Annotated in this window: 19 protein-coding genes; 13 read left to right on the forward strand and 6 right to left on the reverse strand. The window is 71.7% G+C overall.

Annotated elements, in window-relative coordinates:
* Positions 1–377: 377 nt before the first annotated feature.
* From ASG76_RS16775 to secA, 11 genes are all read left to right on the forward strand, one after another.
* On the forward strand, positions 378–950 hold the full coding sequence (locus ASG76_RS16775) for a GNAT family N-acetyltransferase (RefSeq protein WP_056606015.1): 573 nt from the start codon (positions 378–380) through the stop codon (positions 948–950).
* A 60-nt stretch (positions 951–1,010) separates the two neighbouring features.
* Entirely contained in the window at positions 1,011–2,144 is a 1,134-nt protein-coding gene (locus ASG76_RS16780; RefSeq protein ID WP_082587625.1) for a DUF808 domain-containing protein, read from the forward strand.
* Positions 2,145–2,238: 94 nt separating this feature from the next.
* Entirely contained in the window at positions 2,239–3,696 is a 1,458-nt protein-coding gene (ahcY, locus tag ASG76_RS16785; RefSeq protein WP_056606017.1) for an adenosylhomocysteinase, read from the forward strand.
* Positions 3,697–3,736: 40 nt separating this feature from the next.
* Complete coding sequence (gene mtrA, locus ASG76_RS16790) at positions 3,737–4,435, forward strand: MtrAB system response regulator MtrA (protein ID WP_056606019.1); 699 nt, start codon at positions 3,737–3,739, stop codon at positions 4,433–4,435.
* A gap of 11 nt (positions 4,436–4,446) precedes the next feature.
* A complete protein-coding gene (mtrB, locus tag ASG76_RS16795) occupies positions 4,447–6,048 on the forward strand; it encodes an MtrAB system histidine kinase MtrB (RefSeq protein ID WP_056606022.1) in 1,602 nt (533 codons plus the stop codon).
* The gene (locus ASG76_RS16800; protein ID WP_056606026.1) at positions 6,045–7,781 is read left to right on the forward strand and encodes an LpqB family beta-propeller domain-containing protein; all 1,737 of its coding nucleotides are present in this window, start codon (positions 6,045–6,047) and stop codon (positions 7,779–7,781) included. The genes mtrB and ASG76_RS16800 overlap by 4 nt, the downstream gene beginning before the upstream one ends.
* Before the next feature lie 58 nt (positions 7,782–7,839).
* Positions 7,840–8,556 carry a ComF family protein gene (locus ASG76_RS16805; protein WP_235529699.1) on the forward strand — a complete coding sequence of 239 codons (717 nt, stop codon included), beginning with the start codon at positions 7,840–7,842 and terminating at the stop codon, positions 8,554–8,556.
* A gap of 396 nt (positions 8,557–8,952) precedes the next feature.
* Positions 8,953–9,579: a ribosome hibernation-promoting factor, HPF/YfiA family gene (gene hpf, locus ASG76_RS16810; RefSeq protein ID WP_056606029.1), complete on the forward strand. Its 627-nt coding sequence runs from the start codon at positions 8,953–8,955 to the stop codon at positions 9,577–9,579.
* A gap of 48 nt (positions 9,580–9,627) precedes the next feature.
* The gene (locus ASG76_RS16815; RefSeq protein ID WP_056606032.1) at positions 9,628–10,302 is read left to right on the forward strand and encodes a response regulator; all 675 of its coding nucleotides are present in this window, start codon (positions 9,628–9,630) and stop codon (positions 10,300–10,302) included.
* Between the two features lie 5 nt (positions 10,303–10,307).
* Positions 10,308–11,525: a winged helix-turn-helix domain-containing protein gene (locus ASG76_RS16820; RefSeq protein ID WP_056606036.1), complete on the forward strand. Its 1,218-nt coding sequence runs from the start codon at positions 10,308–10,310 to the stop codon at positions 11,523–11,525.
* Positions 11,526–11,540: 15 nt separating this feature from the next.
* Positions 11,541–14,405: a preprotein translocase subunit SecA gene (secA, locus tag ASG76_RS16825; RefSeq protein WP_056606040.1), complete on the forward strand. Its 2,865-nt coding sequence runs from the start codon at positions 11,541–11,543 to the stop codon at positions 14,403–14,405.
* Between the two features lie 22 nt (positions 14,406–14,427).
* Here the strand turns inward: secA and ASG76_RS16830 are convergent, their stop codons facing one another.
* Positions 14,428–14,943, reverse strand: a complete 516-nt coding sequence (locus tag ASG76_RS16830; protein ID WP_056606043.1) for an Rv3235 family protein — start codon at positions 14,941–14,943, stop codon at positions 14,428–14,430.
* Positions 14,940–15,611, reverse strand: a complete 672-nt coding sequence (locus ASG76_RS16835; RefSeq protein ID WP_200948224.1) for a LysM peptidoglycan-binding domain-containing protein — start codon at positions 15,609–15,611, stop codon at positions 14,940–14,942. Before ASG76_RS16835 ends, ASG76_RS16830 begins: the two co-directional genes overlap by 4 nt.
* Positions 15,612–15,744: 133 nt before the next feature.
* Between ASG76_RS16835 and ASG76_RS16840 the strand changes: the two genes are divergently transcribed.
* Both ASG76_RS16840 and ASG76_RS16845 read left to right on the forward strand, forming a co-directional pair.
* A complete protein-coding gene (locus ASG76_RS16840; RefSeq protein ID WP_157559170.1) occupies positions 15,745–16,782 on the forward strand; it encodes a hypothetical protein in 1,038 nt (345 codons plus the stop codon).
* Positions 16,783–16,791: 9 nt separating this feature from the next.
* Positions 16,792–17,328 (forward strand): hypothetical protein, encoded by a 537-nt coding sequence (locus ASG76_RS16845; RefSeq protein ID WP_056606052.1) that lies wholly within the window; start codon positions 16,792–16,794, stop codon positions 17,326–17,328.
* A 9-nt stretch (positions 17,329–17,337) separates the two neighbouring features.
* Here the strand turns inward: ASG76_RS16845 and ASG76_RS16850 are convergent, their stop codons facing one another.
* Genes ASG76_RS16850 through ASG76_RS16865 form a run of 4 tightly spaced genes read right to left on the reverse strand, consistent with a single transcriptional unit; the run spans position 17,338 to position 20,699 of the window.
* Positions 17,338–17,667, reverse strand: coding sequence for a sec-independent translocase (locus ASG76_RS16850; RefSeq protein WP_056606054.1), 330 nt, complete (start codon positions 17,665–17,667; stop codon positions 17,338–17,340).
* Positions 17,668–17,684: 17 nt separating this feature from the next.
* Positions 17,685–18,845, reverse strand: a complete 1,161-nt coding sequence (locus ASG76_RS16855; RefSeq protein ID WP_056606057.1) for an Mrp/NBP35 family ATP-binding protein — start codon at positions 18,843–18,845, stop codon at positions 17,685–17,687.
* Positions 18,846–18,876: 31 nt separating this feature from the next.
* Positions 18,877–19,419 carry a DUF1003 domain-containing protein gene (locus ASG76_RS16860; RefSeq protein ID WP_056606062.1) on the reverse strand — a complete coding sequence of 181 codons (543 nt, stop codon included), beginning with the start codon at positions 19,417–19,419 and terminating at the stop codon, positions 18,877–18,879.
* The gene (locus ASG76_RS16865; protein ID WP_056606203.1) at positions 19,416–20,699 is read right to left on the reverse strand and encodes a magnesium transporter MgtE N-terminal domain-containing protein; all 1,284 of its coding nucleotides are present in this window, start codon (positions 20,697–20,699) and stop codon (positions 19,416–19,418) included. The genes ASG76_RS16860 and ASG76_RS16865 overlap by 4 nt, the downstream gene beginning before the upstream one ends.
* Positions 20,700–20,818 lie beyond the last annotated feature (119 nt).

Below are 20,818 nucleotides of genomic sequence, written 5' to 3' on the forward strand. Positions count from 1 at the left end.
GTGCTCGCTGCCGCGCACGGTGAACGCGGCCGCGGAGTGGATCGACTCGGGCGGGTGGAGGTCGGCCCAGCGGGCAGCGAGGTCGAGCTGATCAGCCGCCGCACGGTCCTCGTCGTCCTTTCGGGAACGGATCAACGCGAGCAGGCCGGCCGGGCTGAGGGCGTCTGCCTCAGCCTGTCCGGGGCCTGCCATCGTGTCGATCATGCGTTTGATTCTAGTTGGTCCTACTGACAGTCGCCCCAGCGGGAACCGGCAGAGGGGCCTCAGTTTCGGTCAAGGCCCATCCAGTCGAGCGAGTGGTTTCGAGGTCGCTTCGCTCGCGCCTCAACCACCGAATGAGGCGCCTGATCGTCCGCAACCCGTCCTAGCCTGACCCCATGCCCGAGGCACCGGCGTACACCACGCGACTGCTCACCCCCGAGACGTGGGACGACTTCGCCGAGCTGGTGCAGGCCAACAACGGCGTGTGGGGCGGGTGCTGGTGCATGGGCTTCCATCCCGAGGGCCTCGGCGGCACCGCCGATGACCACCGGGCGGCCAAGGAGAGGCACACGCGCGAGGGGACGGTGCACCAGGTTCTCGTGTACGACGGCGAGCGGGCGATCGGCTGGTGCCAGTTCGGCACGCCCGCCGAGCTGCCCCGCATCAAGAACCCGAAGGCCTACGAGAAGGACGTCGTCGAGCTGCCGCGCTGGCGGATCGGCTGCATCTTCACCGGGAGCGGGCACAGGGAGAGGGGAGTGGCGCGCGCCGCGGTCACCGCCGTCCTCGAGGAGATCAGGAAGGCGGGCGGGGGTGTGGTCGAGGCGTACCCGGAGCAGGTGCTCGACCGGAAGCCCCAGCGCGGGGCCTACCTGCACACCGGCCCGGAGTCGCTCTTCGAGGACTTCGGTTTCGTCCGCGACCGGCGGATCGCGAAGTGGCGCTGGGTGATGCGGCTCGAGGTCTGACGGTCACGGTCCGCCGATAGGCTGCCGTCTCACCCGACCCACGACCCGAAGGATCACCCCATGGCCGGCGGACTGTTCGCCCTGCTCGACGACGTGGCCGCCCTGGCCCGGATCGCCGCCGCCAGCGTGGACGACGTGGGCGCCGCGGCGGCACGGGCGAGCGCCAAGGCGGCGGGCGTGGTCGTCGACGACACGGCCGTCACGCCGCAGTACCTCCACGGCTCCGCGGCCGACCGCGAGCTGCCGATCATCAAGAAGATCGCGATCGGCTCCCTGCGCAACAAGCTGCTCTTCATCCTGCCGGCCGCGGTGCTGCTCGGGCAGTTCCTGCCCGAGCTGCTCCCCGTGATCCTCATCTTCGGTGGCGCCTTCCTGGCCTACGAGGGCGCGCACAAGGTCCACGAGAAGGTCACCGGCCACGCGACCGAGGCCGACGACGAGGTCTCGGCCGAGGGGGAGTTCACCCCGGAGCACGAGCAGCGCACCGTCGCCACCGCGATCCGCACCGACTTCATCCTGAGCGCCGAGATCATGGTCATCGCGCTCAAGGAGGTCGTCGGCTCCGACCCGTCCGCCAGCATCTGGATGCGCGCGATCGTGCTCGCCGTCGTGGCCGCCCTCATCACCGTGCTGGTCTACGGCGTGGTCGCGCTCATCGTGAAGATGGACGACGTCGGCCTGCACCTCGCCGAGAAGCCGTCGAAGGGGTCGCAGCGAGTCGGTCTGGCACTCGTCTCAGCGATGCCCCGGCTGCTCGCGGCCATCTCGTTCATCGGCACGCTCGCGATGCTGTGGGTCGGCGGCCACATCTTCCTGGTCAGCCTCTACGAGATCGGCGCCGACGACGGGCTCCTCGCGGGCACGGGCATCGGCGACGCCCTCCACGCCCCCTACGACCTGGTGCACCACTGGGAGCAGGACGTCCACCACGCCGTCGGCGGCTTCCTCGGCGGCCTCGCGGGCTGGCTGCTCAACACGGTCCTCTCCGCGGTCGTCGGCCTGCTGGTCGGCGGCATCGTCCTGGCCGTCCTGCGTGCCCTCGGCGTGGGTGGTGGACACGGGGACGAGCACGGGACCGAACACGGGGACGAGCACGGGACCGAACACGGGAACGAACACGGGGACGAGCACGGGGACGAGAACGGCGACGAGCACGGCGGCGAGGCGCCCTCCGAGGATTCCCCGAAACTCTGAGGGCGGAATTACCCTCTTCTGGTCCGCGCGGGAGATCCCGACGATGCACAGATGTGCGGCGCAGACGCACCTCCTCGACACCAGGAGACAACCGATGGACTTCAACGTCGCCGACCTCAGCCTCGCCGCCTTCGGCCGCAAGGAGATCGAGCTCGCAGAGCACGAGATGCCCGGCCTGATGGCCATGCGCGAGCGCTACGGCAAGGACCAGCCCCTCAAGGGCGCGCGCATCGCCGGCTCGCTCCACATGACCGTCCAGACCGCCGTGCTCATCGAGACCCTCGTGGACCTCGGTGCCGACGTGCGCTGGGCCACCTGCAACATCTTCTCCACCCAGGACCACGCCGCCGCCGCGGTCGTCGTCGGTCGCGACGGCACCGTCGACGCACCGGCCGGCACCCCGGTCTTCGCCTGGAAGGGCGAGTCGCTCGCGGAGTACTGGGACGAGGCCGAGAAGGTCTTCGACTTCACCGACGCCGACGGCCAGCCGGTTGGCCCCAACGTGCTGCTCGACGACGGCGGCGACATCACGATGCTGCTGCACCTCGGTGTCGAGTTCGAGAAGACCGGCGTCGTGCCGTCGCAGGACAGCACCGACAACGTCGAGTTCAAGGAGGTGCTGCGCGTCCTGGCCCGCTCCGTCGCGACCAAGCCGCAGCACTGGACCTCGATCGCCAAGGACATCAAGGGAGTCTCGGAGGAGACCACCACCGGCGTCCTGCGCCTCTACGAGCGCTTCCGCGAGGGCACGCTGCTCTTCCCGGCGATCAACGTCAACGACTCGGTCACCAAGTCCAAGTTCGACAACAAGTACGGCTGCCGCCACTCGCTCATCGACGGCATCAACCGCGCCACCGACGTCATGATCGGCGGCAAGGTCGCGGTCGTGTGCGGCTACGGCGACGTCGGCAAGGGCTCCGCGGAGTCGCTGCGCGGCCAGGGTGCGCGCGTCATCGTCACCGAGATCGACCCCATCTGCGCGCTGCAGGCGGCGATGGACGGCTACGAGGTGCGTCGCCTGGAGTCGGTCGTCGAGACGGCCGACATCTTCATCACCACGACCGGCAACTTCAACATCATCACGGTCGAGCACTTCCACAAGATGAAGCACCAGGCCATCGTCGGCAACATCGGTCACTTCGACAACGAGATCGACATGGCTGGCCTGGCGAAGATCCCGGGCATCGTCAAGGACGAGATCAAGCCGCAGGTCCACCAGTGGATCTTCCCCGCGGAGGACGGTCAGCCCGGCAAGAAGATCATCGTGCTGTCGGAGGGCCGCCTGCTCAACCTGGGCAACGCGACCGGCCACCCGTCGTTCGTCATGTCGAACTCCTTCACCAACCAGGTGCTGGCGCAGATCGAGCTCTTCACCAAGGCCGACGACTACGAGCTCGGCGTGCACGTCCTGCCCAAGCACCTGGACGAGGAGGTGGCTCGCCTGCACCTCGACGCACTGGGTGTCGAGCTGACCGAGCTCACCAAGGAGCAGGCCGAGTACCTCGGTGTCGACGTGGCCGGACCGTTCAAGTCCGACCACTACCGCTACTGAGTCGCCTCCTGACCGGGGGTGCCAGCCCTAGACTGGCGCCATGACCGATCTTGTCGAGCCCGCGCGCGGAAGCGTGCTCGTCGTCGACGACGACGCCTCCCTGGCGGAGATGCTCTCCATCGTCCTCCGCCAGGAGGGGTTCGACAGCCGCATCGTGGGTCGCGGCGACGTGGCCCTCGACGCGTTCCGTGACTACAAGCCCGACCTGGTCCTCCTCGACCTGATGCTGCCCGGCAAGGACGGCATCGACGTCTGCAAGGAGATCCGCGCCGAGTCGGGCGTGCCGATCGTGATGCTCACCGCCAAGGGTGACACCGTCGACGTGGTCGTCGGCCTCGAGTCAGGGGCCGACGACTACATCGTCAAGCCGTTCAAGCCCAAGGAGCTCGTCGCCCGGGTCCGCGCACGCGTACGTCGCAACGACGTCTCTCAGGACGAGGGGCTGACCATCGGTGACATCTCGATCGACGTGGCCGGGCACTCGGTCACGCGTGGCGGCGAGCAGATCAACCTCACGCCGCTGGAGTTCGACCTGCTGGTGTGCCTGGCCCGCAAGCCGTGGCAGGTGTTCACCCGCGAGGTCCTCCTCGAGCAGGTCTGGGGCTACCGCCACAGCGCCGACACCCGCCTGGTCAACGTCCACGTGCAGCGGCTGCGCTCCAAGGTCGAGCACGACCCGGAGAACCCCGAGGTCGTGGTGACGGTGCGCGGCGTCGGCTACAAGGCCGGCAAGTCCTAGGCCGTGTCCACGTGAGCCTCCTCGACCGGCTGCCGCCGGTCCTGCGGCACGGTCCTGCCTTCTGGCGGCGGTCGGTGCAGGCGCGCGTCGTGCTCAGCACCGTGCTCCTCTCGGCGGCCGTCGTCGGCATCGTCGGCTGGTTCCTGATCCAGCAGACCCGTGACGGGCTGCTGGAGAACCGCGTCGACGCGGTGGTGCAGGAGGCCGAGGGGGAGACCGAGGCCGCCCGCGCCGCGCTGGCCGCGACACCGGGCACCGACGTCGACGAGTCCGCCCAGCAGCAGGCGCTCGTCGAGCCCATCCAGGCGCGCGGCGCCACCCGTGGCTTCGCCGTCGTGCTGTCGCCGCCCGTCGGCGAGGGCGTACGCCTGGCCGACGGCGGTGCCAAGTTCACCGAGGGGCTCGACCTCTCGAGCGTCCCGGAGAAGCTCGAGGCGCGCTTCGACTCCGTCTCGCCGACCGCGTGGACCTACACCGACATCCGCACCACGCGCGAGATCGCCGGCCTGCCCGAGGGGCCCGGCATCGTCGTGGGGAGCCAGGTGCGGCTGCCCGCCGACGACAACACCTACACCCTCTACTACCTCTACCCGCTCGCCGAGCAGCAGGAGACGCTCGCGCTCGTCTCCCGGGCGATGCTGGTCGCCGGCGTGCCGCTGCTCCTGCTGGTCGCCTGCCTCACCTGGCTGGTGACCCGGCAGGTCGTCACCCCGATCCGGATGGCGCGCCGCGTCGCGGAGCGGCTCGCCGCGGGCCACCTCCAGGAGCGCCTGCGCGTGCGCGGCGAGGACGACCTGGCGCGCCTGGCGACGTCGTTCAACCAGATGGCGTCCAACCTGCAGCGCCAGATCCGCCAGCTCGAGGAGCTCAGCCGGCTGCAGCGCCGCTTCGTCTCCGACGTGTCCCACGAGCTGCGCACCCCCATCACGACCGTGCGGATGGCCAGCGACGTCATCCACGACGCCAAGCCGTTCCTCGACCCGGTCACCGCCCGCGCGGCCGAGCTGCTCCAGAAGGAGCTCGACCGCTTCGAGACCCTGCTGGCCGACCTGCTGGAGATCAGCCGCTTCGACGCGGGGGCCGCGGTGCTCGAGGCCGAGGACGTCGACCTCGTCGACGTCGCCCGCCGCGTCGTGGACATGACCTCCGCCCTCGCCGCCCAGCGCCACACCCGCGTGGTGCTGCACGACCCCGGCACGCCCTGCGTCGCGGAGGCCGACGTACGCCGTGTCGAGCGGGTCGTGCGCAACCTGGTCACCAACGCGATCGACCACGCCGAGTCGCGCGACGTCGAGATCTTCGTCGGGGCCGACCGGCAGTCGGCGGCCATCGCGGTGCGCGACCACGGCGTGGGCCTGGGGCCGGGGGAGTCCGCGATGGTCTTCAACCGGTTCTGGCGCGCCGACCCCGCACGTGCCCGCACCAGCGGCGGCACCGGTCTGGGCCTGTCGATCTCGCTCGAGGACACCCACCTGCACGGCGGGTGGCTCCAGGCGTGGGGGCGGCCGGGCGAGGGCGCGCAGTTCCGTCTGACGCTCGCCCGCGAGCTCGGCACCCAGCTGCGCCACTCGCCGCTGCCGCTGGTGCCCGACGACGCCCGGGAGACCGCATGAGGACCCGCGCCCTGCGCGTCGTCCTGCTCGCCGGCGCGGCCGTCCTGCTCGCCGGCTGCGTGCAGATGCCGAGCTCGGGACCCGTGGAGGTTCCCGAGGTGACCGCCAGCGCCGACGACGTGCCCGGCATCAGCTTCGACCCCCGCCCGCCGCAGGCCGGTCAGTCGCCCTCGGAGATCGTGGCCGGCTTCCTGGAGGCGATGAAGGCGACCCCGCTGAGCGCCACGGTGGCGCGCCAGTTCCTGACCGCGAAGGCTGCGGACGCGTGGGTGCCCGAGGAGCAGATCATCACCTACTCCGAGCTCGGCGACACCACGGAGGGCACGCTGGCGCGGGTGCCCCTGAGCGACGTCAACCGCTACGACGCCCGCGGCGCCTGGCAGCGCACGCAGGCCTCGACCCGGCTCTCGCTCCGGCTCGTCGAGGAGGACGGCGAGTGGCGCATCGACGAGCTGCCCGACGCGCTGATCGTGCCCGAGTCGTGGTTCGACGACTGGTACGAGCGGGTCTCGCTCTACTTCTTCGACCCCGCCTCCGAGGTGCTCGTCCCCGAGCCGGTGTTCGTCCCGCGCGGCGAGCAGTTCGCCTCGTCGCTGGTGCGCGGGCTGGTGGCCCGGCCCGACGACACCGACCAGGACGTCGCCCGCACCTACTTCCCGCCCGGGTCGGCCGACGGCCTCGCGGTGCCGATCAGCAGCGCGGGCATCGCGTCCGTCGCGCTGACCGGTGACCCGGACGCGGTCGACGAGGAGACCGCGCAGCGGATGCTCGCCCAGCTGGTCTGGACGCTGCGGCAGGAGCCCCGCATCCGCGCCGTCGAGCTCAGCGTCGGCGGCCGCGCCTACGGCGGACCCGGTGGCTCCACGCAGGTCAACCTCGACGTGGGCAGCGCCTACGACCCCAATGGCGTGGGGTCCAGCACCGACCTGTTCGCCCTGGACGGTGGCCGGCTGGTCTCGGGCAGCATCGGCGGGCTCGAGGAGACCGCCGGTCCCTTGGGCCAGGACGAGTTCGGCGTGCGCTCGGTGGGGGTCGACCTCACCGGCTCGCGCGTCGCGGCGGTGACCGACTCGGGCACCGACCTGCTGGTCGCACCCACCGAGGCGCCCGCCGGGGAGGTGACCCGACCGGTCGTCGGCGCGGTCGACCTCGCCGTCCCGCACTGGGACCACCGCGACCGGATCTGGCTGCTCGACCGGGGAGCCGGGAGGGCCCGGGTGGTCGTGGTGACCGACGGCTCGGCGGTGCCGGTCGACGTGCCGGGCCTCACCGGGCGCGCCGTCACCCAGCTGCTCGTCTCGCGCGACGGCAGCCGGCTGGTGGCGGTCGTGCGCGGCGCCAAGGCCGACCGCGTCGTCTCGGCGCGGGTCCGGCACGACATGGCCGGGGCGGTGGTGGGCTTCACGCCCGTCGTGACCCTGCCGCTGCCTGCCGAGGGGAGCCCCCGCATCCGCGACATCGGCTGGCGCTCGCCGACGACGGTCGCGGTCCTGCGCGACCTCACCGAGGACCTGTCCGAGGTGCGCACGGTCTCCGTCGACGGGTCGCCGGGGGAGATCGGCAGCGGCGGCACGATCCGCCTGCGCGGGCCGACCCGCCGCCTGGTCTCCACGCCCGTCGACCTCGTCGAGGTCTACGCGCTGGCCGGGCGCGCGGTGACCGACCTGACCCGCCTCGAGCGCCCGGTGCCCGACCTGTCGCGGGGCATCACCTCGCTCACCTACGTCGGTTGATCCACAGGTCGCGTGCGACCGGTTGCCGGCGTACGTCGCGGGCTGCTGCGATGGGCGCGTGCTGGACGCGGCGCTCGACCTGTTCCTCGGCACCCGCTGCGTCGGCTGCGACGCGCCGGGCCGGATGCTGTGCCCGGGCTGCCGCGCGGCCCTGTCGCGCCACGCCGCACCTGCGTGGCCCACGCCGGTGCCGGACGGCCTCGTGACGCCCTGGGCCACCGAGTCCTACGACGGCGCGGTCCGCGCGCTCGTCGTGGGCCACAAGGACCGCGGGCAGTGGGGCCACCGCCGGGTGCTCGGCGACCTCCTGGCCGAGGCGGTCCGGGCGGCGAGCGCGGACGTCCGCGCCGACACTGCGCCCCTGGTGCTGGTGCCGGTGCCCTCGCGTCCGGGTGCGGGACGCCAGCGCGGCTACGAGGCCACCGCCGCGCTCGTGCGCGAGGCGGCCCGGCGCCTGCGCGGCGAGCGGACCGTGCTCGTGGCGCCGCTGGTCGTCTCCCGCGGGGCCGCCGACCAGGCGGGTCTCGACGCGCGCGGGAGGGCGGCCAACGTGCACGGCTCGATGCACTGCCCGTCGGTCGCGCTGGCCCGCCTGGCGCGCCGCTCGGCGCACGCCCACGTGGTCGTCTGCGACGACGTGCTGACGACGGGAGCGACCGCGCGGGAGGCCCAGCGTGCCCTCGAGGCGGTGGGCCTGCGACCCCTCGCGGTCGCTGCCGTGGCCGCCACGAGGCGTCGGGGGAGCCGGGCGACGAGCTCCTCGCCCGACAGGTGACCCGAGTGTTGGCCCGGGGGCGCGGAAGGGCTAGCGTCTTGTCATGGAGTCCGTTCGGGTCCGTGGTTGCGTCACAGAGACGAGTTCTCCGTGGCTAGCCGATGCCAGTCGCAGGCGAAACGGTCCACGTAAGTCCACGGACGGTGCGCTCTCGAGCGCAGGGTCCGCAGGACGATCACGGTGCGGCTTAGAAGTAAGTCCTGCCCCGTCCCCGGCACCAGATGTGCCGGACGCCGGGAGAAGGCCAGTAGTGGCGGAGAAGCTGCGAACGTCTCAGCAGGCGGTTGTGGGGTCGAAGACCAGGTCGGCCGGACGGGCTCCATCCCACCCTGCCCCGGCGCACGTCGCCGCGGCCCATGGACGGGTGTGGTCCGCTCGCTAGTTGAGGAGGTTCACATGGAGGTTGTGGTCACGGGACGGCACTGCGAGGTGTCCGACCGGTTCCGCGAGCACGTCTCGGAGAAGCTCGGCCGCCTGGAGAAGCACGACCACCGGATCCAGCGGGTCCAGGTGGAGGTGGAGCTCGAGAAGAACCCTCGACAACACGATCGTTCGACCAAGGTCGAGCTCACGGCGTTCTCCAAGGGCCCGGTCATCCGGGCCGAGGCCGCCGCCGAGGACAAGATGGGCGCACTCGACCTCGCCCTCGACAAGATGCAGGCGCAGATGCGTCGCGCCGCCGACCGGCGCCGCGTGCACAAGGGCCGCAACACCCACGTGTCGGTCGGCGAGGTGCTGGCCTCGATGCCCGAGGCGGAGGAGCCGGCCGCGGACGACGGAGTCGTCGAGCACCAGGTCGGGCCCATCACGGTGACCGGTGACGGTCCGCTGGTGGTGCGCGAGAAGTCCCACAACGCCGCACCCATGACGCTCGACCAGGCGCTCTACGAGATGGAGCTGGTGGGCCACGACTTCTACCTCTACGTCGACAAGGAGAGCGAGCGTCCCTCGGTCGTCTACCGCCGGCGCGGCTACGACTACGGAGTGATCTCGCTCGACGTCGCCGGTGAGCTGGCCGGCTGACGCCCGCACTGCCGCGCCCCGGTCGCGCGCGCATGACATGATGCGCGCGTGACCGAGGCACAAGGCAGTGAACCCGTCCGCGTCCTGGTGGTCGACGACCAGGAGCTCTTCCGTCGTGGCCTGATCATGCTGCTGGGCAGCGACAGCGACATCGAGGTCGTGGGGGAGGCCTCCGACGGCATCACCGCCACCGAGCTGGCCGTCCGCACCGCGCCCGACGTGATCCTGCTCGACGTACGCATGCCGCGCCGCACCGGCGTCGAGGCCTGCCGCGGCATCAAGGAGGCCGTGCCGTCGGCCAAGATCATCATGCTCACCGTCTCCGACGAGGAGGCCGACCTCTACGAGTCGGTCAAGAACGGCGCCTCGGGCTACCTGCTCAAGGACTCCTCGATCGAGGAGGTCGCGCAGGCGATCCGCGTGGTCAACGAGGGCCAGTCGCTGATCAGCCCGTCGATGGCGGTCAAGCTGATCGACGAGTTCAAGCAGATGTCGAAGCCCGAGCGTGAGCAGGGCCCGGCGCTCAAGCTCACCGAGCGCGAGCTCGAGGTGCTGCGGCTGGTGGCCAAGGGCCTCAACAACCGCGAGGTCGCCAAGGAGCTGTTCATCTCCGAGAACACGGTGAAGAACCACGTCCGCAACATCCTGGAGAAGCTGCAGCTGCACTCGCGCATGGAGGCCGTCATGTACGCCATGCGCGAGAAGCTCCTCGACCTGCCCTAGGTCGCATGGACCAGCTGACCAGGCTCCAGGCCCGCCGCATCGCGCTGGCCGCGCAGGGGTTCACCGACCGGCCGCACGCCACACCGTCGATGCGCACGTTCGACCGCACGCTGGCGCGCACCGGCGTGCTGCAGGTCGACTCGGTCAACGTGCTGCAGCGCGCGCACTTCATGCCGCTCTACTCCCGCATGGGCCCCTACGACGTCGACCTCCTGCGCCGCGCGAGCGAGCGCCGTCCGCGCCGGGTCGTGGAGTACTGGGCCCACGTCCAGGCGCTGATGCCGGTCGAGCTCTGGCCGCACATGCGCCACCGGATGGAGAAGTACCGCGCCGAGCGCGGCAAGTGGGGGTTCACCGCCGACGCCGCGCTCGAGCCGCGGGTGCTGGCCGCGGTCCGCGACCGCGGGCCGGTGACCGCCCGTGACCTGGAGGAGGAGTTCAGCTCCGGGCCGCGCACCAAGGAGCACTGGGGCTGGAACTGGTCCGACTCGCGCAAGGTGCTCGACTACCTGTTCCTGGTCGGCGACGTGGCGATCGCCGGGCGCACCAGCCAGTTCGAGGTCCTCTACGACGTCCCCGAGCGCGTGCTGCCCGCCGCGGTCCTCGACGCGCCGACGCCGACGCCGCAGGACGCGGTCACCGAGCTGGTACGCCGCGCCGCACGCTCGCACGGCGTCGCGAGCGCGGCCTGCCTGGCCGACTACTACCGCCTGCGCCTCCAGCCCGCCGAGGGCAAGCCGAGTGCGAAGGTCGCGATCGACCGGCTCGTCGAGGAGGGCGAGCTGGTCCCGGTGCGCGTGCAGGGCTGGAACCGCCAGGCCTACCTCCACCGCGACGCGCGGCTCCAGCGCCGGGTGGGCGCCCGCGCCCTGCTGAGCCCGTTCGACCCGGTGGTGTGGGAGCGGGCGCGCGCAGAGGCGCTGTTCGAGTTCTTCTACCGCATCGAGATCTACGTCCCCGCCGAGAAGCGCCTCCACGGCTACTACGTGCTGCCCTTCCTGCTCGGCGACCGGCTGGTGGCGCGCGTCGACCTCAAGGCCGACCGAGCCGGCCGCGTGCTGCTGGTGCCGGGTGCGTTCGCCGAGCCCGGCGCCCCCGCGGAGACCGCGGAGGAGCTCGCCTGCGAGCTGCGCCGGCTCGCGGGATGGCTCGGCCTGGACGACGTCGTGGTGGGCCGCAATGGCGACCTGTCCGAGCCGTTGCGGGACTCGTTGGGACGGTAGGTACAGTTACCACTCGTGCCTGCCATCATCGACAAGCTGCTCCGCATCGGCGAGGGCAAGATCCTTCGCGAGCTCGAAGCCATCGTCAAGGCGGTCAACGCCATCGAGGACGACTTCGTCAAGATGAGCGACGAGGAGCTGCGCGGCATGACCGCCGAGTTCCGCGAGCGCCTCGCCGCGGGGGAGACCCTCGACGACCTCATGCCGGAGGCCTTCGCCACCGTCCGTGAGGCGAGCAAGCGCGTGCTCGGCATGCGGCCCTTCGACGTGCAGGTCATGGGCGCGGCCGCGCTCCACCTCGGCAACATCGCCGAGATGAAGACCGGTGAGGGCAAGACCCTCGTCGCGGTGCTGCCCTCCTACCTCAACGCGCTCGCCGGCAAGGGCGTGCACGTGGTGACGGTCAACGACTACCTCGCCAAGTTCCAGTCCGAGCAGATGGGCCGCGTCCACCACTTCCTCGGCCTGACGACCGGCGTGATCCTGCCGTCGATGCGCCCGGCCGAGCGTCGCGAGGCCTACGCCTGCGACATCACCTACGGCACCAACAACGAGCTCGGCTTCGACTACCTGCGCGACAACATGGCCGACTCGGTGGCCGAGTGCGTGCAGCGCGGGCACAGCTTCGCGATCGTCGACGAGGTCGACTCGATCCTCATCGACGAGGCGCGCACCCCGCTCATCATCAGCGGCCCGACCCAGGACGAGGTCAAGTGGTACGCCGAGTTCGCCAAGGTCGCGCGCTCGATGGTGAAGGACACCGACTACGAGGTCGACGAGAAGAAGCGCACCATCTCGGTGCTCGAGCCCGGCATCACCCGGGTCGAGGACCACCTCGGCATCGACAACCTCTACGACTCGGTCAACACCCCGCTCATCTCCTTCCTCAACAACTCCATCAAGGCCAAGGAGCTGTTCCGCAAGGACAAGGAGTACGTTGTCATGGACGGCGAGGTGCTCATCGTCGACGAGCACACCGGCCGCATCCTGGCCGGGCGCCGCTACAACGACGGCCTGCACCAGGCGATCGAGGCCAAGGAGGGCGTGACCGTCCGCGAGGAGTACCAGACCCTCGCCACGATCACCCTCCAGAACTACTTCCGCCTCTACGACAAGCTCTCCGGCATGACCGGCACGGCCATGACCGAGGCCTCGGAGTTCGACAAGATCTACAAGCTCGGCGTCGTCCCGATCCCGACGAACCGCCCGATGCAGCGCAAGGACAACGTCGACCTCGTCTACCGCACCGAGGAGGCGAAGTACGAGGCCGTCGCCGACGACATCGCCGAGCGCCACGAGAAGGGCCAGCCGATCCTCATCGGCACCGTCTCGGTGGAGAAGTCGGAGTACCTCTCCAACCTGCTGCGCAAGCGCGGCATCCCGCACACCGTCCTCAACGCCAAGCAGCACGCCGACGAGGCCAAGGTCGTCGCGCTCGCCGGCCACAGGGGCGCGGTCACCGTCGCCACCAACATGGCCGGTCGAGGCACCGACATCATGCTCGGCGGCTCGGTCGACTTCCTCGCCGACCAGGAGCTGCGCAAGCAGGGCCTGGACCCGGTGGAGGACCCCGAGGCCTACGACGCCGCCTGGCCCGCGATGCTCGAGCGCATCAAGGCCCAGGTCGCGGCCGAGCACGACGAGGTCCGCGAGCTCGGCGGCCTCTACGTCGTCGGCACCGAGCGCCACGAGTCGCGCCGCATCGACAACCAGCTGCGCGGCCGCTCCGGCCGTCAGGGCGACCCGGGTGAGTCCCGGTTCTACCTCTCGCTGCAGGACGAGATGATGCGCCTGTTCAAGTCGGAGTGGGTCGACCGCATCCTCACCGTCCTGAAGGTCCCCGACGACGTGCCGATCGACGCCAAGCGCGTCAGCAACGCGATCGCCGGCGCCCAGGCCAACATCGAGTCGCAGAACTTCGAGTCGCGCAAGAACGTCCTCAAGTACGACGACGTCATGAGCCGCCAGCGCGAGGTCATCTACGCCGAGCGCCGCCGCGTCCTCGAGGGCGCTGACCTCGGCGAGCAGATCCGCGGCTTCCTCGACGACGTCGTCGAGGGCTACGTCCGCGGCACGACCGAGGGCTACTCCGAGGACTGGGACCTCGACGCGCTGTTCACCGCGCTCGGGCAGCTCTACCCGGTCGGGCTGACCAAGGAGGGCCTGATCAAGGCCGCCGGCGGACTGGAGAACCTCAGCCGCGAGCAGCTCGTGGAGGAGCTGAAGAAGGACGTCCAGCAGGCCTACGACCGCCGCGAGGACGAGATCGGCGAGGAGGTCCAGCGCGAGCTCGAGCGCCGCGTGATCCTCTCGGTCCTGGACCGCAAGTGGCGCGAGCACCTCTACGAGATGGACTACCTCCGCGAGGGCATCTACCTGCGCGCCTACTCACAGCGCGACCCGCTCGTGGAGTACCAGCGCGAGGGCTTCGACATGTTCGCCGCCATGATGGACGGCATCAAGGAGGAGTCGGTCGGCTACCTGTTCAACCTGCAGGTCGAGGTCGAGGAAGAGCTCGAGGACGGGGTCGAGGAAGACGCCGTGCAGGCCGCGCCGCTCGCACCGCAGGTCTCCGCCGCGACGCCGCAGATCGACTTCGCGCAGGCCGCCGCCCACTCCCAGACCCAGCAGCAGGCCCAGCAGCAGGCACCGACGATCCGCGCCAAGGGCCTCGACAAGCCGAGCCGGCCGCAGAACCTGTCCTACAGCGCCCCGTCGGAGGACGGCGAGGCCGAGGTGCACGCGGCGCCCGCCGACGAGGACGACGAGTTCGCCGGGATCGGCCGCAACTCGCTGTGCCCCTGCGGCTCGGGCCTGAAGTTCAAGCGCTGCCACGGTGCCCCCGGGGGCGCCTCGGGCCGCGCCACGATGGGCGGCTGAGCACCACGTCGACCGGGGCGGCTCAGCCCCAGGCGATCGCGACGCACTGCCATCGGTCGCGCACGACCTCGAAGCGGGCAGCGACGGCGCGCGAGCGACGTCCGTAGCGCACGTGGGCGCTGGCCTCGACCGCGTCGTCGCGGATCAACGCGGTGCGTACGCCGACCACCACCGGCCGCGTCGGGTGGGGCCTCCTGGCCCGTCCCGGCGCCAAGCCTCCCGCCTCGGCGACCGTCCGTACCCGCGCGGACAGGTCGTCGTAGACCTCCGGGACGGTGTGTCGCAGCACCTGGGTGACGGGGCGGTCGCCGGACGCGATCTCGACCAGCGCCTGCAGGTAGCGACCGACGAACGCGTCGACCTGGACGCGCTGCTCGCGCTCCAGCGCCACCAGGTCGGAGGCGTGCGCGCTGCGCAACCGGGGGCGCGGTGGAGCGGTGCGCGGGGTGAGGTCGAGCGCCAGCGCGCCCTGCACGCTCGCCACCGGCTGCGGCGACCTGAGGGGGATGACCTCGGCATCGGTGTCCGGTGTGCTCATGATCGATCTCCGTCCTTCTCGGTGTGCGGGTCGGTGTGCGGGTCGGTGTGCGGGTCGGGCAGCCGGAGCGCCTGGCCCGGGTGGATCAGGTCGGGATCGGCGCCCACCACGTCGCGGTTGGCCGTCCAGATGGCGCGCCAGCGCTCGTCGATGGAGTCGCCGGCCGGGTGGGCCCGCGCGATCGACCACAGCGAGTCGCCGGGTCGTACGACGTAGGTGCCGGCGCTCCCGGTCGTCGCGGGCGCGACCGGTGCGGGGCGGACCCGGTGGGCGGCCGGGGCCACGGCACGCTCGGGCAGCGCGAGGCCGGCGAGCAGCTCGGCGCCGCCACCGGCGTCAGCCGCGACCGCCGGCGCACCGGCCCCTGCGACCACTGCGGCGCCGCAGGCCAGGAGCACGAGCCGTCGGGTGGTGCCGCCTCCCGGACGGATCCGCCCGGTCACCAGCTCGGCGGCCGTGACGGAGGTGACGACCCACAGCCACGCGAGCGCGACCGTGAGCGCCACCGCGCACCCGGCAACGAGCACGTCGGCGACCGCGCCGGGCCCCGCGGGCCCGGCCGCCGTGCGCCAGGCGCCACGGAGTGAGGACGCCGCAAGGAGCGTGGCGGCCGACACGGCCAGCCACACCGCCATCGGTCGGAAGGTCGTGCGAGGTGCCCGAGTCATGCGCTTGCCTTCTTTTTGCGTGTGTTTGCTTCATTCAACGAATGTTTGAGAGACCTGTCAAAGATTTCTCCACAGCCCTCGCGCAACCGACCACTGTCCGCGGGCGTCACCTTGACGAAGGGGGTGCGCACAGATGCCCAGGAGGTCCCACCGGCTCGCGTCCGCAGCAGCGGTCGTGGCGATCGCAGCCGTCGGCGCGACTGTCGCCCTGCAGGCGTGCGTAGGCTCGGACACGCCGCGACCGGCAGGTGCCGCGGCAGACCGCACGACGCCGGCACCCGAGGCTGGCCCGGCGACGTGGGGTGGCCAGCCGGACGTCCCCGTGGAGGTCGACGGCGACCTGTGGGTCGGCGGGGAGCAGGTGCCCGGTGAGTGGTGGGGCGTCGAGGGCCGCGGGACCCGGTGGATCGGTGTCCAGCTCGACCGGACCTGGTGGTGGGGCAACGACGCGCAGCCGCGGCGGATGGAGGGCGAGGTCGACCAGGGGCCGGCCATCTCCGCGAGCGGCCGCTACCTGGCGTACGTCGTGGGTGGGGGACGGGAGTGGACCGCGGTCGCGGTCGACACGGACGACGGCGGTCACGACGTGGGGACGGTCGAGCTGCCGCACGAGCGGATGAGCCCGGCGCCCCGCGCGGTGGCGGTGACCGACGACGGGCTCGTCGTCGTGGGAGGACCACGCTTCCAGTGGGTGTGGCGACCGCTGGTCGACGGCGCGACCGTGGAGCTCGCCCGGGCCGCCCCGGGGCAGGCTGTCGTCGGCAGCACAGCCGGGGGGCTGGTCGTCAACGAGGGCAGGTACGACCGCACGGACGGCGCACAGGGCGCGCCCTACCTCGCGCGGATCGCCGAGGACGGCACGCTGCGGCGGCTCGGCCCGGTGCCGACCCACGACGCGCTGGAGGCCAGCGAGCAGTGGCTGGCCTATGCGCCGCCGGGCACGCTCGGCGGTGAGGCCTGGGGGCCGGACCGGCTGCAGGTGCAGCGCCTGGACGGCTCGCGCGCGGGCGTGCTCGCCGCGCCGGACGGGTGGCGGTTCAACCCCTCGGACATGCAGTGGGAGACCGCCGGCGGGCTGCTCGTGGTGGTGGTGTCCCCGGACGGCGACGAGGCGCTGGCCCGCTGTCGACCGGACAAGATGACGTGCACGATGGTGGACCTGCCTGACTAGGCTCCGGGCATGTCCTGGGAGCACGAGCTGTTCGCGCTGTTCGACGACCTCGAGGGGCACGCTGCCGCGCTGTGGGAGGCCGACCGCGAGGCCGAGCTCGCTGACCGCGCGCGCACGGAGTACGCCACGGTCACGCTCGCGAGCCGCCTGATGGCGTCGCGGGGCCGCGCGGTCGCGCTCGACCTGCCGCACGTCGGCCGCGTCGAGGGCACCCTGGACCGGGTCGGCGACGGCTGGTGCCTGCTCAGCGGCGCCGGCCAGGACTGGATCGTCCCGTTGCCCGCGGTCGGAGCCGTGCACGGCGCCGCCGAGCGCTCGGTGCCGGAGGTCGCCTGGTCACCCGTCGACCGGCTCGGCCTGCGCTCCGCGCTGCGGCGCGTCGCTGACGCGGACGCGCGCTGCCTGCTGCACCTGCGTGACGGCAGCCGTCACGAGGCGCGTGTCGAGCGGGTCGGGGCCGACTTCCTCGAGTGCCGCGACACCGCGGGCGGGGCGCTGCTGGTGCCGTACGCCGCCCTCGTCGCCGTCCAGCGCCGCGACGACTGACGGGACGGGTCAGGTCGCCTCGACGTCGTACGGCGGGACCTGGCCCTCGGGCAGCGCTGCCTTCGCGGTCTCCCTGGCCTGCTCGCGGTCGACCTCGGCCATCGCCTCGGTGATGTGCTTGCGCACGATCGTGCGGGGGTCGAGGTCACGCAGCTGCAGGTCGGAGTACTCCGGACCGAGCTCGCTGCGCAGCTCGTCGCGCGCGCTGTGCGCCAGGCCGCGTGCCCGGTGGAGCAGCTGGGCGGCCTGGCGGGCGAGGTCGGGCAGCCGGTCAGGACCGAGCACGACGACGGCGACGAGGGCGATCACTGCCAGCTCGAGGAGCCCGACGTCGAACATGGGTCAGAACCTACTGCTCAGAACCGGTTGGAGGGGGTCAGTCCGAGCTGCATCCCGGCGAGTCCTCGTCCGCGCCCCGACAGGGTCGTGGCCACGCGGGTCAGCTCGCGGGCCGCGGGCGCCGCCGGGTCGGCCTCGACGATGGGCTTGCCGACGTCGCCGCCCTCGCGCAGCGAGACGTCGAGCGGGATCCTCGCCAGGACCGGGACGTCGTAGCCGAAGCGCCCCGACAACGTGGCCGCGACGCGGTCGCCGCCACCGCTGCCGAACACCTCGAGGCGGTGGTCGTCCTCGGCGGGGCAGTGGGGGCAGGGGAGGTAGCTCATGTTCTCCACGACGCCGATGACGCGCTGGTGCATCATCGAGGCCATCGTGCCGGCGCGCTCGGCGACCTCGGCCGCGGCCTCCTGCGGGGTGGTGACCACGACGACCTCCGCGCTGGGCAGGTGCTGGCCCAGGGAGATGGCCACGTCGCCGGTGCCGGGCGGCAGGTCGAGCAGCAGGGCGTCGAGGTCGCCCCAGTAGACGTCGGCCAGCATCTGCACGAGCGCACGGTCGAGCATGGGGCCGCGCCAGGCGACGACCTGGTCGCGACGCGGCTTGAGCATGCCGATGGAGATGACCGAGACGCCGCTGGGCGTGGGCACGGGCATGATCAGGTCGTCGACCTGCGTGGGGCGGGCGTCGGCGATGCCGAGCATCGCGGGGACGGAGTGGCCGTAGATGTCGGCGTCCACGATGCCGACGCGCAGGCCCTGCGCGGCCAGGGCCAGCGCGAGGTTGACGGTGACCGACGACTTGCCGACGCCGCCCTTGCCGCTGGCGATGGCGTAGACCTTGGTGAGCGAGCCCGGCTGGGCGAAGGGGATCTCGCGCTGGGCGCGTCCGTCGCTGAGGATCTCCTTCAGGCCGGCGCGCTGCTCGGCGCTCATCACGCCGAGGGTGAGGCCGACCGAGCTCACGCCGGGGACCGCGGTCACGGCCGCGGTCACCTCGCGGTTGATGGTGTCCTTGAGCGGGCAACCGGCGACGGTGAGCAGCACGTGGACGGCGACGGAGCCGTCTTCGGCGACCTCGACGGAGTCCACCATCCCCAGCTCCGTGATCGGCCGCTTGATCTCGGGGTCGTTGACGCGTGCCAGCGCGTCCATCACCTGCTGCTGCGTGGGGGTGCTCATGATGCAGAAGTCTACGAGCCGCCCCCCGACCTCACTGTGCCGGGCGCTGGACGCGGTCCGGAGGTGGGGGAGCGTCGTCCTGCGGGGTGTGGCGCGAGAGGTCGTCGATGTCGCTGAGCAGGCCGCGCAGCTCCGAGCGCAGGAAGTCGCGGGTGGCGACCTCGCCGACCGACATGCGCAGCGAGGCGACCTCACGGGCGAGGAACTCCATGTCGGCGTGGGCGCGCGCGTTGGCCTGCCGGTCCTGCTCGGCCACGACCTTGTCGCGCTGCTCCTGGCGGTTCTGCGCGAGCAGGATCAGCGGTGCGGCGTAGGAGGCCTGCAGGCTGAGCATGAGGGTGAGGAAGATGAAGGGGAACTCGTCGAAGCGCAGGTCGCCGGGAGCGAGCACGTTCCAGCAGATCCATGCCGCGACGAACAGCGTCATCCACAGCAGGAACTTCGCGGTGCCCATGTAGCGGGCGAACGACTCCGCGAAGACGCCGAACGCGTCGGCGTCCACCGTGGGGCGCCGCACGATCTGGCGGCGGGTGTCGCGCGGGGTGTCGAGCCGGGGGCGGCGGTTCTCGCTCATCGGCCACCTCCCCGGCGGGACGTGCCGGTGATCGGGCCCGGACGAGGAGCCCGGTCGCGCCAGCCCTCGGGGAGCATGTGGTCGAGCAGGTCGTCGACCGTCACCGCGCCGAGCAGGCGGCCCTCGTCGTCCACCACGGGCGCGGCGACGAGGTTGTAGGTGGCGAGGTGGGCCGCGACCTGGTCCATCGAGGCGTCGGGGCGCAACGGGTCCATGGAGTCGTCCAGCGCCGCGGCCACGAGCGTCGAGGGAGGCTCGCGCAGCAGCCGCTGGATGTGCGCGGCGCCGAGCAGCTTGCCCGTCGGCGTCTCCAGCGGCTGGCGGCAGACGTAGACCAGCGCCGCGAGCGCCGGGGTCAGCTCGGGGTTGCGCACGTGCGCGAGCGCATCGGCGATGGTCGCGTCAGGGGAGAGGATGACCGGCTCCGGGGTCATCATCGCCCCCGCGGTGTCGTCGGCGTACGACATCAGCCGGCGCACGTCCTCGGCCTCCTCGGGCTCCATCAGCCCGAGCAGCGTGGCGGCGGTCTCGGGGTTGAGGTCGGCGATGAGGTCGGCGGCGTCGTCGGCCGACATCTCCTCGAGCACGTCGGCGGCGCGCTCGGAGTCGAGGTGCTCGAGGATCTCGACCTGGTCCTCCTCGGGCAGCTCCTCGAGCACGTCGGCGAGGCGCTCGTCGTCGAGCGCGGCGACGACCGCACTACGCCGCTCCGGGGGCAGGTCGTGGATCATGTTGGCCGCGTCGGCCGGGCGCATGTCGTTGAGCGCGGCGATGAGGTGCGTGGCGCCCTGCGTGGGCTCGTGCTTCGTCAGTCCGCTCACGTCTCGCCACTCGACCACGTGGGTCTGGCCGCGGCGGCGGAAGCCCTTGCTGGGCTCCTGCACCGCGACGCGCGAGAGCACCCAGTCGCGGTTGCGCGCCTGCTCCATCGCGACGTCGTAGACCACGCCGGTGACCCCGGACTCCTTGATGGTGACGCTGCGGTCGAGCATCTGGCCCATCACCAGCGTCTCGGTGGAGCGCTGCTCGAACCGGCGCATGTTGAGCAGGCCGGTGGTGTGCACCTGCCCGCTGTCGATCGCGGTGATGCGGGTCATCGGCACGAAGATGCGTCGGCGGCCGAACACCTCGGCGACCATGCCGAGCACGCGCGGCTGGCTCGTCTCGGTGCGGAGCGCGACGACCAGGTCGCGCACCTTGGCCACCTGGTCGCCCTGGGGGTCGAAGATCGGCAGCCCGACGAGCCGGGCCACGAAGACGCGGGTCGGGGTGGTGCTCACGTGCGCCACCGTAGCGTGCGCAGCCCTCGCAGAGCCCGGGCCACACCCGGCTCCGGATGTTACGATTCGTCGCACGAGTCACTTCCGTCACATTCGATCGGGCCCGGACTGACGCGTCA

The sequence above is a fragment of the Nocardioides sp. Soil774 genome, from assembly GCF_001428125.1.
Taxonomy (GTDB): domain Bacteria; phylum Actinomycetota; class Actinomycetes; order Propionibacteriales; family Nocardioidaceae; genus Nocardioides.